Here is a 13,602-nt window from a genome sequence, read left to right on the forward strand (position 1 = left end):
GAAGTAACAAACAGCCAGTTGTTTGTTATTTCACAAACGGCAGCGCCTTTGCCAGCACTTCATCTTCTGTAGGCGCGCTGACATAACGGCCATTGATATACATGAAGGCGCGTTTGCCGCAAGGACCGCAATAGGATTTGCAGCCGATCTTAATGTCGGCATCCGGTACCATTTTCTTAATTTTCGGGATTATTGTCTTTAACTTCGTATGTCTGCACTTCTCGCAGACGCGAATATCATTAGCCATTGTACATTACCTTCTTTATTCTGAAGTAACCTAGTGGTCGCCGTGATTGCCCTGGGACGGATTCGTAATCACAAAGCCTTCCTGAGGAAAATAAAGATAGTCGATTTTGACGCCGTCCAGGAAAGGTTGTCCCGCTTCCAAAATGACGTCGATCTCTTTATCTGTGGATACGACGACATCATTTTCCTTCGGCGTATCCAGATCCAGACCGTAGTGGGCATGATCACCATGCGCATGGGTTACCAGTACACGAATTTTCTTGTCCTTGTTCTCTTCCTTGTCCAGCTCTCTCTTTAACACCTTGGCGGCATTACGGGTAATTTTACATTTCACGTATATTCATCTCCTCACGGATGTTTCATTCAATATGTTATTGTAGACCCCTGCCGGTTTTTTCGCAAGGGTCCTGTCCGTATATTTACGTCCGAAAAGCTCGTTTACCGTACGCGCTTGGCGGGGCCTTGATCTTCACCGAGCACACCTGGATATTTCCGCTCGACGCGGGATACGAACCAATTCATCAGCAGCATCGTGACTCCGATATCGTCGATCGGCAGCAAAGGCATAAAGTCCGGCAGCACCCAGTACAGCACAACCGGAACCAGAAATAACAGCTTGTCCCCGAGTGAAACCCGGGAAGAGGTTAAATAACCGAATATCCGCTGGAATACGTGCGACCAGCGCCGAAGCGACCATAATCTTCTCCACTTCATGTTGTTCCCTCCATTCCAGGCAGCATGTCTATATCATTACCCAATTAACAGGGTTGCAGCAATTAAAGCACGAAAATAGGCCACTGCCTTGTAATCCGTAAAAGCAGCGGCCGTATTCTTCTATATTTATACGTTAAATAGATCTTTTCGTTTCATAATATGCTATTCCAAAGACATAAACGCAGCCAGAATGGATCCCACCTCCACGCACAGATCCTCGAAATCCTCAAGCGGCAGCGGATTCACCCCATAACCAATCTCCACGGTAAAGCCCGGTTTTCGGTAATGCTGAATGAACCAATCCTTGTATCCCGCATCACTGCCCTGCAGCTTCACCGGCCTGTAACCGCCCGCCTGACCTAATCTTCTGGCCATATCCTCACTTTCCGGAGGCTCATAGTCCCTGTAATTCCAATAGATTTCCCGCCCTTGGCTGTGAAGGGAAATGGCCCGTTCCGGAGATATCGATAGTGTATGCTGATAGACAGCTTCGGCTTCCGGCTCACTTAGCGGCTTAGTCCCCGCATAATCCTGCGGGGATGGACAGATTTTCCCCCTTCGCGCAACTTCCTCATGCCAATGTGCAGGGAACTGGTCACCCAAATCCACGCCGTTTATATTAGCCTTCCAGCGCCGAAAATCCTCGCGTCCGCCATTCCACTCGAGCAGACGTTCATAATAGGGATGCGAAGGAGTGACTCCTTCTTGTACGAGCTCTACCCCGTCCGGGTTTGCCATCGGCACAACCCATAACGTATAGTTCCGGTACCAGGCATCCGGCTCCTGAAAATAAACCGGTGACTCTTGCGATAATCCCCTGCCGTACTCCTCCATGAATCTCATCAGACACGGGGTTGTGATCCATTCATTGGCATGGAGTGCTGCATTAATATGCAGGTTCTTAGGGCCTTTACCGATTTGGGCCGCATATAGCGGTTTGCCGAGCACGCTTCGGCCGATGACACTCCACTCGATAACAGGGTAACGCAGCTGCATCTCTTGTATATCGCGTTCCAGATCCCCCGGTCCGTATTCGCCGGTTAATCGTATCATACGCCTAGGCGTGGTGCCCGGCAGAACGATCGTTTTCCCCTGCGGCAGATGATGAGCCGATAATCCGGGATTCAGTTCTTCCAAGGCTTCCTTCCGAAACCGGAACGTATTGGCAATACTATCAAAGGTATCATGTTCCTGGATGACATACCTTCGGCGCAGCGATGCAGGAAGATAGAGCATTTGCCCCTGCTGGAGATACGGCTGCTGTGCCGCCCATGGATTCGCCGTAATCAGCTGTTCATACGCCAGACTATATCTGGCAGCCACGCGTCTTAGCGTATCGCCTTTCTGTACGACATATTGCTGCATAATGGATTCCTTTCCGCGGCAAAGCCGCTTCAATTAGCGTCCATTCCATGTATATGAGCAGCCGGTTGTCCAACATGTATGATGCAAAAGATCGAAAACCGCGCCATATCCCGCTCCTTTTCTAAACTTGGCACTGAAAATAATAAAGGCAGGACAAGGTCTTATCCCTTGTCCTGCCTGCGTTTTCTGCTCTTATTCATTCTGGATTAGCTCTTAGTATGAATGGTGAATTATAGCCTTGTAATTTGCCAGACAACAGGTGTCCGCTTGATATGATCTCCGAGCCATTCGGTTGCGATGCTCTGAAAAATAACCGGATCTCCAGTACAGAAGAATTGATGCACCGGGCTCTCCATGCTGCTCGCAAGCTGGCCTTTATCGTACAGAATCGTGCTGACCTCGCGAGCTGTTTCATCGGCGGAGCTGATCAGTTTCACTGACGGCCCCATGACCGTTTGAATCGTATTCATCAGGAACGGATAGTGAGTACACCCCAGGATCAGACAATCAATGGAGGTCTCCTTGATGCCTCTCAAGGATTCTTGCACCACCTGCAGAGCATCCTTGGATCGGAACAATCCGTGTTCGACGAGCGGCACCAGTTCGGGACAGGCTTGGCTTTCCACCTCGACGTAAGGCGAGAGCTGTTTCAGAGCCGCTGTATATGCTCCGCTGCCAATGGTTCCGACTGTACCGATCACACCGACGTTACCGGTCTTCGTTGCACTTATGGCGGCACGCGCCCCTGGGTGAATGACACCGATGACGGGTACAGGCACTTTGGACGAAATATAATCAAGCGCCGCCGCCGTAGCCGTATTACAGGCGATCACAATCATTTTAGGATCATACTGAATTAAATAATCTACAATTTGCTCCGTAAATAAACGGACTTCTTCCGGCGTACGGGGTCCGTAGGGTGCGCGGGCTGTATCTCCGAAGTAAATAATTTTCTCTCTCGGGAGCTGTCTCATCACTTCTTTAGCGACAGTCAGCCCGCCGACACCCGAGTCTAGTATTGCGATTGCTTGCTGCACGAACCCACCGCTTCCTTCTTGTCATATTCATGGTTTACAGTGATACCATATGTCATTTCGGATCGAAATGTACCTTAAATCTTACCCCAATTCCCCCCTATCTTCAACAAAATCGCTGCTGCAATAGACGGCTGGTAATTTGTTCAATCAATTGTAGGACTCTTGCGCCAGTCGCTGACCGCAGGTAGTTTATACTATAGTAAGCGCGCGTACAGTAAAGGAGAATTTACATGAAGGACAACATACATCATATCGACCTTATGGAAGCTGCGAAGCAGTTTATCGAGCTTTGTTATGCAGAATTAAACCGTACCACGGAAGAAGCCGAGGCCCGGCTCATGGACATCCGCTCACAGATCAAGCTGACAGGTACATATGAGCATACGCTTGAGGAACTGACGCATGGGGCCAAAATGGCTTGGAGAAACAGCAACCGCTGTATCGGCAGACTGTTTTGGGATCGCCTAAAGGTAGTCGATGCCAGGCACTTAACCGAGACCTCTGACATTTTCTCAGCACTCCTTCATCATATCGAGAGTGCCACCAATGGCGGAAAAATCATGCCTATGATTACGATTTTCAGGGCTGCACGTCCAGGGGAGGCCCCATTGATGATCAAAAACCACCAATTGATTCGGTATGCGGGTTACGAAACGCCGGACGGGACGGTTGGCGACCCGGCTTCCCTCTCCTTCACGAAGGCATGCATGGATCTGGGATGGCGGGGAGACTTGACCGACTATGATGTGCTGCCGCTGGTTGTGCAGCAGGGGAATGAGCCTCCGGAATGGCTTCCGATACCGAAATCCCACGTGCTGGAGGTCCCCTTGGAGCATCCCGAACTTCCTGCACTGAAAGCGGAGGGAATAAAATGGTATGGGGTGCCTCTCATCTCGGACATGCTGCTTGAAATCGGCGGCATTATGTATACGGCCGCACCGTTCAACGGCTGGTATATGGGAACCGAGATCGGAGCCCGTAACCTTGCAGACGAAGGGCGCTACAACAAGCTTCCGCTTATCGCCAAGCTGATGGGGCAGGATACTTCCAGCGAAACGACCTTATGGAGAGATCGCGCATTGGTCGAGCTCAATGCTGCCGTCCTCTATTCTTATAAAAAAGCTGGCGTTAGCATCGTGGACCATCATTCGGCAGCATCCCAGTTCGGTTTGTTTGAACAGCGGGAACAGCAGGCCGGGCGGGAGCTCACAGGGGATTGGAGTTGGCTGATTCCTCCGGTCTCGCCAGCTACAACACATATTTTCCACAACTCTTATCATAACGACATCCGCTCGCCGAATTTTCATTACAGGAACAAGGAAAAGTAGTCTTTATCTTTCGAGTAGTTATACACAGCAAAGCCGGGGCTGTTTGCCGCCCCGGCTTTCATGTATTTTGGCGTAATCCTTATCCTCGTAAATGAGTGCTGTAGATCTGATCCTGAATTAGTCGTTGACCTTCACTTCCGCAGCAGAGGGAACATAGGCATCTTCTTCAAAATCCTCGTCAAACGAGGAAACCTGCGCAATTTCCTCATCCGCCAGCCAGCTTTCTTGCCGGTTGCGCCAGGACTGAATGTCGGAGATCACGTTCTCCGCCCGATCCGTCATGATGCCGATCAGGTTAACGCCCTGCTCTCCTACCTTCTCTGCTGCCTCCTGCACCTTGGTGCCGATGCCGCGGGCGCCGTCGGCAATGTCATCCCGAAGCTCTTTGCCGGATTTTGGAGCCAGAAGAAGTGCGGTAACAGAACCTGCAACACTGCCGATCAATACTCCCCAGAGGAGTCCTTTGCTCTTCTCTTTCATATTCCATCTCTCCTTCTATTTGGCTTGCCCTTCGCCGGATTTGGAGGTGTACTTGTTCCATGAATGCCAAAGCGTCATTCCGGCATCAACCCACCGGAACATCTCCCCGATCTGCCGTTCATTATCGAGGCGAGCACGTTCCAGATGCTCAATGGCGGTTATGGAAGCTTTTTTCCCTACAGCATGAACCGCATCGGCCGTCTTGGCTACCGCTGACGCAGCATCGGACATGGAAGCGGCAAAAGCTTCGCCTGCCGCCAGCTGACGCTGTATCATCTCTAGCGAGACGGATGCCTGCACCAGGACTTGCGAGGCTTCCTGTGTCAATCGGGCACTGTCTTCCTCAAGCCGGCCCAGCATGGTCTCGGCCCGCCCGATCAGCCTTTTAACCGACACCATCATGATCACCGCCGCAACCGCGATCAGAACGATACCGATGGCAGCAGCCAGCGCACTCCTTTCTGTCATGGGGAACTCCTCCTTTCGTCCGACCGGGCGAATGCCTAGTCGCTTGATGCATTATAAGCAGCATGGGCTTGTCTTGACACAACATCGGCGATTTTTTTATTCCAGCACAGCAGAACCACGAGTTACCCCGCAATTTCGGAACATGCAAGCGCTTGAGATAACACCAACAAAAAACAGACCGTTCAGGGATTCCCTAAAGGCCTGTTAAGGATCGTGTGTATGGAAGAGCCCATGGCATCATGGGATATTTCTTTGTGAAACTAAATAACCATTAGTACATCTCGTTCTTTAAATACTCACGGACATTTCCCGCAAATCGCTCCAGCACATCAGGCAGAATCGGGGTTAAAGAATGAAGCGTATGCCTCTCCCAATCATAGTAGTCCTGCACAAGCGGTTTGCGCAATCGGACCAGCTCCAGCAGCACCTTATGAACCTCTTCGGGGAACACCTTTTCCTCATGATTAATATCCATGATATCTTCATAACTGCTGGCATCCCGCATAATAAATCCGTCAATCAAGTAGCTGCCGACATCCGTCACGACTTCGATCGCCAGATGAAGCGCACGCTCCTGAACCAACCCCAGCACCAGGCCTCCGTCCCATGATTGTGCCGCAGTACGCAACCCTTCCGCAATTTCAGGAATCGCGCTCAGCCGCCGTTCAATTTGTTCTTGATTTACATAATACACCGCAAATCTCCTCCAACCCGTTGTTGTAAGTCTATATCAATGCCTACACTTCAAAATCAACGCTAAGCGTATGATCTTTCACCGTATTGATGTACTGGATCACTTCCTGGTGAACAGGATGAACGGCATATGCTTGCAAATCTTCAAGATTGTCCACTTCAACGATCAAAGCCAAGTCATATGAGCGCTCCGAGCGAACTACATCTGCGCCCGCCTCAAGGGATCTAAGCATCGGAATCTTGCCATCCATATCGCGCAGCACCTGCACCGTCTTCTCAATATTCTCTGCGGATGAGTCCTTCAATTTGAAAAAAACAATATGTTTAATCATCGTCCGTTCCTCCATCTCTAGCATGTATGTAAATCTTTCGTATCTATCATACCCCGTTCGTCCGGAAAAAGAAATCGCTCCCACCAACATATCGGACATATCGGCAGCGCCAGATCTGATCAAATAGGAGCAGCGTCTGGCTTACACCAGAGCGTGCTCCTGAAATCAACACTCTATTTAAGGGAATGACGCTGAATCACGAACTTAATTGGTTCAGCATGTTCTGGGCAATCCAGACGCCGGCGGCTCCTGCCTGAGCAAGCCCCCTGGTAATGCCCGCACCATCCCCGCCACAATAAAGTCCCTTAATTTCCGTCTCGAAGGACTCCGTCAGCTTCGGTCTGGCGGAGTAGAACTTGGCCTCCACCCCGTAGAACAGCGTGTGCTCCGACGCGATTCCCGGCGTGACTTGATCAAGCGCTTCGACCATCTCGATCAGGCTTTTCATGGTGTTGTACGGCAGCACCAAGCCAAGATCACCTGGAACGGCTTCCTTCAGCGTCGGCTCCAGAAACCCTTCGCGAATTCGGCCCTCGGTGGATCTCCGGCCGCGGAGCACGTCCCCGTATTTCTGCACAATAACCCCGCCACTGGATAGATCGTTAGCCCGCTTGCATATTTCACGCGCATATTCGTTAGGCTTGTCAAACGGCTCCGTAAACTTATGGGATACGAGCAGCGCAAAGTTCGTATTGGCCGATCCCAATGCCGGATCTTTATAAGAATGGCCATTGGCTGCCATAACCCCGCTATGGTTCTCAACCACAACATGACCGGAAGGATTGCTGCAGAACGTACGCACCCGGGTTCCCACCGAGGTGTTAAAGATGAATTTGCCTTCATACAAATGCTCATTGATCTCGCGCATGACCACATCCGAGGTTTCAACCCGAACGCCCACGTCCACCTGGTTATTATGCATTTTCAATCTGCGTTTTTTCAATACACTGGTCAACCAGGCAGAGCCGTCACGGCCAGGGGCGACCATCACCAAATTCGCCTCATGGACCTCCCCGCCTTTCATTGCGATGCCGGTAACGCGATGGGCTCCGTCTTCTTTGACGGTGACAATGTCCTCGACCTCCGCCCGAAAAGCCATATCAATTCTTGTCTTCAAATATTCATATATCGACTTCAGTATCTCCAAATTCTGCTCGGTTCCAAGATGTCTTACCTGAGCGCGAAGCAGCTTCAGGCCCGCTGCGTATCCACGATGTTCAATATCCCGGATCGCATTTGTTGTCGGATCCGTAATGGCAGGTGTTGCTCCGTGCTCCAGATTGATGGCGTCCACATATTGGATGAGCTCCATGACTTTGGAGCCTGGCAAATAATCGGTCATCCAGCCGCCAAACTCTGTGGTTATGTTGAATTTGCCGTCGCTGTATGCTCCTGCCCCGCCAAATCCGGCTGTAATCGAGCAAGCCGGCAAACAACCGGCAAATTCCTTACGTCCTATTGCCGGTGGACAGAGCTTAATCTTCTCCTCCAGGATCGGGCAGCTTCTCCGGTAAATATCATGTCCCTTGTCAACTAATAGCACCTTGCTGCCTGGTGACTTTAACGTCAGTTCATAACAAGCGAAAATACCGGCCGGACCGGCACCAACAACGATAACATCATATTTGCTCATCATATCCCCCTGTGTGTTTGACTGTCGCTTTGTGCACACCGCTATTCGGGCACAAAAAAATCCTGCTCCGAATAGGTATGCTTGCGCATCCTATTCGTAGTCAGGAATTTAAGGTCCCTTGTAGAAACCCCTGAACCTTATTTTCAGGGATATACGAATAAGCATCTTTTTTTCTTCATCAACCATTGTTAATATAAAACGAATTCACGAATGAGTCAAGTGGTATTTAATCAATCGTTCGTGTTTAACTCCAATAAATCTCGTTTTAAACGCCGGTTGCCCCTGTAATATCCACTAAAAGGCGAACAATGCTTTATAATAATCAATCAAATGAGTAGGTCTATCGGACCAATACGTCCGACTTATAAATCAGGTAACAACGAAATGGAAACAATTGTTTTAGAATTGGCTATTGAAAAGTGAGTGTCGAATATTGTAGTATTGTGTTAAAAAAATCGGAGGAATTATGCCTACACAACTGCAGCAAGAAAAACACTCCATTGAGGCGTGGTCCCTGATCAATCGTAAATATTTGGGGAAAGGTGTGCGAGTCAAGCGCTTTCGCCGGCCGACCCGCTGCCAAATTCGCAACCGCGTCCTACTAGCCGTACTTATGGCCAACGATATCAAATTGTCGCAATTGGCCGAGGAACTGGGAGTATCCTCCCGTAGTGTCAGCGCATGGGTATATGAGGGGCGCGTTCCCGGAAAAAACAACCTGGAGAAGGCCTGCGACTATTTGGGTTATCCCCGTCACATTCTCTTCAGGGAGGAACTGCTGGACAAGTCACCTTTAATCTGCCAGCCGGCACCTTCCCGCTTCATGAAACGCACCCTGACACGCTCACCCGTCAGCAATCGGATTCTGACTGGCCTGTGCATGGTTCATGACTTGTCGGTAAGCGATGTTAGCCGCTGGATCGGCGTACATCCCGGCACATTCCGCAAATGGCTGCACCAGGGCACCGTACCATCCGCAGCGTTCCAGGAAAAAGCAGAACAGTTCTTCCGGATCCCTAAATCTGTTCTATTCGCAGATTGCGCATTAAAGCAAAATTCATAATTAAACCTGCTGTTATAACGTAACCATACTTATGATTCCAACCAATGCTCAGCTTGCCGGGTCGATCCGGCTAAGCCGGGCATATTTTCTGTTATGGCATATTTCCAGACGATCAGGGAATACAAGTAACATTCCGTTCGCATCATCCAACAATTGAGGTGAGTGAGTATGAGGTTACGTCATAAGCAGATTGGCGCTGCACTGGGATTGCTCACCGGAACAACCATGGGAAGCGGTATTGGATTTCTGCTTGGTTGGCACTCCTTTAATCTGATCGTTCTGGTGGCCCTCTTCGGCTTATTCGGAGTTGCCGCTGGTCTATGGCTGGGCTCACGAATAGTATTTAAAGAGCTACCTTAAAGAGCTCCCTAAATGAACGATATGATGTTTGTTTATCGTTCTGCCTCTTTCTTGCTGAGATTGGAGGCATAACCAGAAAAAGAAGACCGGAGAGCTTCGGTCTTCTTTTTTATGAATCAGTTATGGGGTTTCGTGTTAACAACATACAACGATCCTGAAACAGCCTCTTCGTTCTTGGGAGCTCTGGCAGCTTCATCGGTGATAGCTCCAGTGACAGGGCTGCTGGCGGTCGTATCCGGTATATCCAGGCTGCTCCAGGTTTGGCCCCCGTCCTCGGTTTTGGCTTGCCCGCTGAATCCTGTTTCAGGCGAGATGAAATGGAGAAATCCGGCATTCGGCGTGCTTCCAATCCGAATCCATGTCTCACCGCCATCCGTTGTGCGGTACAGATCGTTATTCTCCATCACAGTCCAAGCATGCTTGCCATTTAGCGCAAAGATTTGGCGTACGGTGCCTTTTGGCTGAGCCTGAACCTCCCATTCCGTGCCACCGTTATCACTAAAAGCTATCCAGCCTTCTCCGCCGATCCAGCCCGAGCTATGATTAATGAGCCGGACCGCCGTCACATCCGCTAAATCCACATCGGGTTCAGCGGCCTGATTGTCTGGAGCAACGTCCGTATCATCCTGTTCTGCGACGGTACCGCTTCCTGCCGCGTGATCCCCTCCACCTAAAGATTCTTCTGTGCCGGTAGAGGGCTCTGCCTTCCGGGTATCCTCCTTCGAAGATTCCACCGATCGCTCAGCGACATTCCCCTTATCCGATGGTTGACATCCAACAGATAAACTCACAGCAACGAGTATCAACAAAATAAAGCCCAGCCCTTTTCGAGGTTTTATCACAGGATCACACCCCTTGTATTCAAAATAACCCGCCAGTAACTTCTGCTAACAGGCCAAATATTATAAATCCACTCCATTGAATTCACCCTAAAGATGAACGGTTCCTCCAGTTTAGTATAACGCGATTACCACATGAAGAGGAACGAAAAAAGCTGTTCTTCAAGTTAAATTTCACTTGAAAAACAGCTTTGCTTCATAGATGCGGTCGAGAGGACTCGAACCTCCACGGGGGTTAGCCCACACGGACCTGAACCGTGCGCGTCTGCCAATTCCGCCACGACCGCATGTTATGTAATTCGTGATCGAGTTGATCACCGTAATTAAGAGTATATAATGCTCAAAGTTAAAAAGCAAGCATTTTTTTAAAAAAATTGTCGAAACCATCAAACTTCATAATGGTTTCGACAGAACAAGTCTATTTTCAGATCGTCCATTGATCATGTATCACGCCAGACAACACCCACTCCTCTCCATATGGTTCAAATACAAGCCGGAGGCTTTCCCAATCCATCCCCGCATAATCAGGATGAACTCCTTCGTAATAATACTCGACGATGACAGCTCCCTTATACTGGCTGCTTGCATTATTCACCGTATTTCCTTCGCTCTTGGATTGGTTGTAACCGATCCATGGCGCTGCGGCAAAATCAAGGGTATAAACGAATTTATGATAATAGCTCTCAAAATTCATGGAGATCGGTTCTCCGCTGCCATCATACTCGCCCCAGCGGTATAAGGTGTCGTGGTTAAACCCCTTCCTCAGCTGCTGCTTGCTAAGTGTGACATCCTTCTGCCGATCAACATGCGCATAAGGGGAGAAGGTAATCCCATCGGGATGAGCCAGCTCGGCAAGCTTCTCAAAATCCTTGTTTTTCAAAAGTGTTATTGCCTGATTACTCTTCTTGGACAGGGCAGCTTCTGCCTCCTTCGGTGTGAGCAGCGGATAGATCATAGCTTCTTTAGCCTGGTTATTCCAGACAACCTTGCCCCCAAGACCCTCTGCCGAGAAGCGAAGCGGGATATAAACACGTCCATCCTTGAGCAGTGGCGGGGCATCCAGAGTTACAGCTTCGCTGTCCTTGATGGCGTGATTCTGCCCCACAGTGTAGCTTGTCGTATGTTTACCATTACTCACAATGGCCGTCTGCTTGGCTTGATCCCAGCGAACTTCGGCTCCCATCGCTCTTGAAATTCCGCGGAAAGGCACCATCACCCTGCCGTTATGAATAAAGGGAGGCGATTCCAGCAGAAGCCGACCTCCATTCACTCGAACTTCGATAGGTCTGCCTGAGGATGTGTCCACAGCCCAAACTTCTCCTCCATATGACATGCAACCGGTTATCCCTATCACTGCCGTCATGATACCGGCCAGCAGACTTCTCACGCCTTGACGTTTCTTCATCACAAGCTCTCCCTCCCCAAGCTAAAGTTCACGATCCATTTCCATTATAAAAGATCTATAACCCTTAGGCCCATCCATAAACGGCATTTTGCTAAACTTCTGTTCCTGTCGGTTCATATATTGACCCTTTTCAACGCTTGGTTCGATTGGATACAACTCTTCTTTGTATGTTTATTCAATAAACCCTTCATACTAATACAACGTTGTCATGGATTGGCAAGTCATAAACAATAGGAAATGCGAGGAAGTAACGATGTATATCAAAAAATATGCGATCACCCTGCTGTTAGGTACTCTCTGCCTGTCTTATACCGTGCTTACAGATTGTCTGTTCGGGTTCCCATGGTACAACTTCATGATCAACTGGCAGTTCACTCTATTCTCCATCGTAGAGAAGCTGACGGTTACGGTGCTGCTATGCCTCCTGCTCCTTCCTGATTGTTACCGAGCATTCAAAAATAAAAAGCCCCGTGATTCAAGCCAAAGTCCTGGAAACGCGGGACATGGTTCATGAACCGGAGCTAGAGTCGGACTTTGTCTTTCCTTTGGAGCTTGCTCTGCGAATCAAACCGATCACAACAAGCACCAAGGGGACAGCGATTGAAAATATAGGGAGAACCATATATAGATGCTGGCTTCCTTTCATGAGATGCTCGCTATACGAACGGGCAAGAATCATCGAGTTCCCGAGCATGATTAAAGCGAATGGATAGATCAATTTTTGATAGGGAATGTTGAACAGCTCGGATGCAGAGATCAATGCGGCATAATAATACAGACTTATTTTAAAAAACACACCAATAATCAGAACCATCACGATCAAAATTTCCGTCCGTTCAATGAACTCCGAAATATTGGCTTTTCCGACCATCGTCAGCAAAGGAAAAACCGAACGCTCCACAATGTTCTCGCCAAGGACGGAAATGGTAACGGCAGAGGTTAGCGCCAGCATCGTTCCACTGAATAAAATAGCCCAATACCCCGCCTTGATCCCGCTCTTCTGCCGGCTCAGATGTGGAAGTAGAACTGTAGCAACAATCAGCTCCCCAAACGGGAAGTGCATATTTTTTTTCACTACGGATTGAATGATGGGTTGTACGCCATTACCCAGAACAGGAAGCAAGCGATGGACTTCCACGATTACGGAAAATACGATAACCAGAGCACTGAATACGCCGATCAGCAGAACAATCGCCAAGAATATCAAAGCGGTGCGCCCAAGCACCTCCAATCCTTGATGCAGCACAAAAGCGACGGTCATCACCATGATCAAATTGACAATGAGAAGCGGGGTCTCCTTAAGGGCTGCCGAAGCCATTACCAGCAACCCTCCATCTACGATATCTCTGGAGCCTGTATACAGGTAAAACACGCAGTATGATACTCCCACCAATCCCCCTAAATATTTCCCAAGCAATATTCGATAATAAACCGTCGGCAGATGATCAGGAAACATGGTGTACAAATAAACATTCAGCGAATACATCATCGTCCCGATCACCATGCCAATCAGCAGCCCAATCCAGGAATCCTTACCGGCCTGCAGTCCCATGTTCACGACAAGCGTCGTTCCAAACTGAAATAGAACCAGCAGCGAGAAGAACTGCAGCGGACTGATTTTCACCTTCACCTTTAAGCT

At 49.3% G+C, this 13,602-nt stretch carries 17 protein-coding genes, 1 tRNA gene and 1 riboswitch; of the genes, 4 read left to right on the forward strand and 14 right to left on the reverse strand.

Translation table 11 applies throughout. The features are described from left to right. Positions 1-25 precede the first annotated feature (25 nt). The 5 genes from AK95_RS27675 to racE form a co-directional block, all read right to left on the reverse strand. Entirely contained in the window at positions 26-247 is a 222-nt protein-coding gene (locus tag AK95_RS27675; RefSeq protein WP_071223133.1) for a YuzB family protein, read from the reverse strand. A gap of 30 nt (positions 248-277) precedes the next feature. After that, positions 278-580, reverse strand: coding sequence for a heme biosynthesis protein HemY (locus AK95_RS27680; protein WP_071223134.1), 303 nt, complete (start codon positions 578-580; stop codon positions 278-280). Positions 581-684: 104 nt separating this feature from the next. Then, a complete protein-coding gene (locus AK95_RS27685) occupies positions 685-960 on the reverse strand; it encodes a hypothetical protein (RefSeq protein ID WP_071223135.1) in 276 nt (91 codons plus the stop codon). A gap of 162 nt (positions 961-1,122) precedes the next feature. Continuing rightward, positions 1,123-2,325, reverse strand: a complete 1,203-nt coding sequence (locus AK95_RS27690) for a M14 family metallopeptidase (protein WP_071223372.1) — start codon at positions 2,323-2,325, stop codon at positions 1,123-1,125. A gap of 230 nt (positions 2,326-2,555) precedes the next feature. Beyond that, entirely contained in the window at positions 2,556-3,362 is an 807-nt protein-coding gene (gene racE / locus AK95_RS27695) for a glutamate racemase (RefSeq protein ID WP_071223136.1), read from the reverse strand. 230 nt (positions 3,363-3,592) lie between these two features. Here racE and AK95_RS27700 point away from each other — a divergent pair, with 230 nt between their 5' ends. Then, on the forward strand, positions 3,593-4,690 hold the full coding sequence (locus AK95_RS27700; RefSeq protein ID WP_071223137.1) for a nitric oxide synthase oxygenase: 1,098 nt from the start codon (positions 3,593-3,595) through the stop codon (positions 4,688-4,690). A gap of 117 nt (positions 4,691-4,807) precedes the next feature. Here the strand turns inward: AK95_RS27700 and AK95_RS27705 are convergent, their stop codons facing one another. The 5 genes from AK95_RS27705 to AK95_RS27725 form a co-directional block, all read right to left on the reverse strand. Next, complete coding sequence (locus AK95_RS27705; RefSeq protein WP_071223138.1) at positions 4,808-5,170, reverse strand: YtxH domain-containing protein; 363 nt, start codon at positions 5,168-5,170, stop codon at positions 4,808-4,810. Positions 5,171-5,185: 15 nt separating this feature from the next. Continuing rightward, positions 5,186-5,638 carry a DUF948 domain-containing protein gene (locus AK95_RS27710; RefSeq protein ID WP_071223139.1) on the reverse strand — a complete coding sequence of 151 codons (453 nt, stop codon included), beginning with the start codon at positions 5,636-5,638 and terminating at the stop codon, positions 5,186-5,188. Between the two features lie 271 nt (positions 5,639-5,909). After that, positions 5,910-6,332 carry a DUF86 domain-containing protein gene (locus AK95_RS27715; protein ID WP_071223140.1) on the reverse strand — a complete coding sequence of 141 codons (423 nt, stop codon included), beginning with the start codon at positions 6,330-6,332 and terminating at the stop codon, positions 5,910-5,912. A gap of 43 nt (positions 6,333-6,375) precedes the next feature. Then, on the reverse strand, positions 6,376-6,663 hold the full coding sequence (locus tag AK95_RS27720) for a Dabb family protein (RefSeq protein WP_071223373.1): 288 nt from the start codon (positions 6,661-6,663) through the stop codon (positions 6,376-6,378). Positions 6,664-6,859: 196 nt separating this feature from the next. Next, positions 6,860-8,296 carry an NAD(P)/FAD-dependent oxidoreductase gene (locus AK95_RS27725; RefSeq protein WP_071223141.1) on the reverse strand — a complete coding sequence of 479 codons (1,437 nt, stop codon included), beginning with the start codon at positions 8,294-8,296 and terminating at the stop codon, positions 6,860-6,862. Positions 8,297-8,373: 77 nt separating this feature from the next. Further along, positions 8,374-8,473, reverse strand: a riboswitch (purine riboswitch). 289 nt (positions 8,474-8,762) lie between these two features. Between AK95_RS27725 and AK95_RS27730 the strand changes: the two genes are divergently transcribed. Beyond that, entirely contained in the window at positions 8,763-9,359 is a 597-nt protein-coding gene (locus AK95_RS27730) for a helix-turn-helix domain-containing protein (RefSeq protein ID WP_071223142.1), read from the forward strand. Between the two features lie 168 nt (positions 9,360-9,527). Next, positions 9,528-9,719 (forward strand): hypothetical protein, encoded by a 192-nt coding sequence (locus tag AK95_RS27735; RefSeq protein ID WP_071223143.1) that lies wholly within the window; start codon positions 9,528-9,530, stop codon positions 9,717-9,719. 116 nt (positions 9,720-9,835) lie between these two features. Here AK95_RS27735 and AK95_RS27740 read toward each other — a convergent pair whose 3' ends face one another. The 3 genes from AK95_RS27740 to AK95_RS27750 all read right to left on the reverse strand — a co-directional run bounded on the left by AK95_RS27740 (position 9,836) and on the right by AK95_RS27750 (position 11,963). Beyond that, a complete protein-coding gene (locus tag AK95_RS27740; protein WP_235613237.1) occupies positions 9,836-10,561 on the reverse strand; it encodes a WD40/YVTN/BNR-like repeat-containing protein in 726 nt (241 codons plus the stop codon). A 200-nt stretch (positions 10,562-10,761) separates the two neighbouring features. Beyond that, positions 10,762-10,845, reverse strand: a tRNA-Leu gene (locus AK95_RS27745). A 137-nt stretch (positions 10,846-10,982) separates the two neighbouring features. After that, positions 10,983-11,963, reverse strand: a complete 981-nt coding sequence (locus tag AK95_RS27750; RefSeq protein ID WP_071223144.1) for a copper amine oxidase N-terminal domain-containing protein — start codon at positions 11,961-11,963, stop codon at positions 10,983-10,985. A gap of 253 nt (positions 11,964-12,216) precedes the next feature. On the opposite strand from AK95_RS27750, the gene AK95_RS27755 reads away from it, so the two are divergent. Beyond that, positions 12,217-12,477, forward strand: coding sequence for a YczF family membrane protein (locus tag AK95_RS27755; protein WP_071223145.1), 261 nt, complete (start codon positions 12,217-12,219; stop codon positions 12,475-12,477). On the opposite strand, the gene AK95_RS27760 is transcribed toward AK95_RS27755, so the two are convergent. Continuing rightward, positions 12,472-13,593: a GerAB/ArcD/ProY family transporter gene (locus AK95_RS27760; protein ID WP_071223146.1), complete on the reverse strand. Its 1,122-nt coding sequence runs from the start codon at positions 13,591-13,593 to the stop codon at positions 12,472-12,474. The genes AK95_RS27755 and AK95_RS27760 overlap by 6 nt on opposite strands. Positions 13,594-13,602 lie beyond the last annotated feature (9 nt).

This window comes from Paenibacillus sp. LC231, assembly GCF_001860525.1.
In the GTDB taxonomy this organism is placed as follows: Bacteria; Bacillota; Bacilli; order Paenibacillales; family Paenibacillaceae; genus Paenibacillus_AQ.

What these genes read in the sequence shown, in the direction of transcription:
- AK95_RS27725 (WP_071223141.1), bottom strand. Translation starts at nt 8,296, where the DNA reads ATGAGCAAATATGATGTTATCGTTGTTGGTGCCGGTCCGGCCGGTATT.
- AK95_RS27690 (WP_071223372.1), bottom strand. Translation starts at nt 2,325, where the DNA reads ATGCAGCAATATGTCGTACAGAAAGGCGATACGCTAAGACGCGTGGCT.
- AK95_RS27685 (WP_071223135.1), bottom strand. Translation starts at nt 960, where the DNA reads ATGAAGTGGAGAAGATTATGGTCGCTTCGGCGCTGGTCGCACGTATTC.
- AK95_RS27705 (WP_071223138.1), bottom strand. Translation starts at nt 5,170, where the DNA reads ATGAAAGAGAAGAGCAAAGGACTCCTCTGGGGAGTATTGATCGGCAGT.
- AK95_RS27675 (WP_071223133.1), bottom strand. Translation starts at nt 247, where the DNA reads ATGGCTAATGATATTCGCGTCTGCGAGAAGTGCAGACATACGAAGTTA.
- AK95_RS27700 (WP_071223137.1), top strand. Translation starts at nt 3,593, where the DNA reads ATGAAGGACAACATACATCATATCGACCTTATGGAAGCTGCGAAGCAG.
- AK95_RS27720 (WP_071223373.1), bottom strand. Translation starts at nt 6,663, where the DNA reads ATGATTAAACATATTGTTTTTTTCAAATTGAAGGACTCATCCGCAGAG.
- AK95_RS27735 (WP_071223143.1), top strand. Translation starts at nt 9,528, where the DNA reads ATGAGGTTACGTCATAAGCAGATTGGCGCTGCACTGGGATTGCTCACC.
- AK95_RS27730 (WP_071223142.1), top strand. Translation starts at nt 8,763, where the DNA reads ATGCCTACACAACTGCAGCAAGAAAAACACTCCATTGAGGCGTGGTCC.
- AK95_RS27750 (WP_071223144.1), bottom strand. Translation starts at nt 11,963, where the DNA reads ATGAAGAAACGTCAAGGCGTGAGAAGTCTGCTGGCCGGTATCATGACG.
- AK95_RS27755 (WP_071223145.1), top strand. Translation starts at nt 12,217, where the DNA reads ATGTATATCAAAAAATATGCGATCACCCTGCTGTTAGGTACTCTCTGC.
- AK95_RS27710 (WP_071223139.1), bottom strand. Translation starts at nt 5,638, where the DNA reads ATGACAGAAAGGAGTGCGCTGGCTGCTGCCATCGGTATCGTTCTGATC.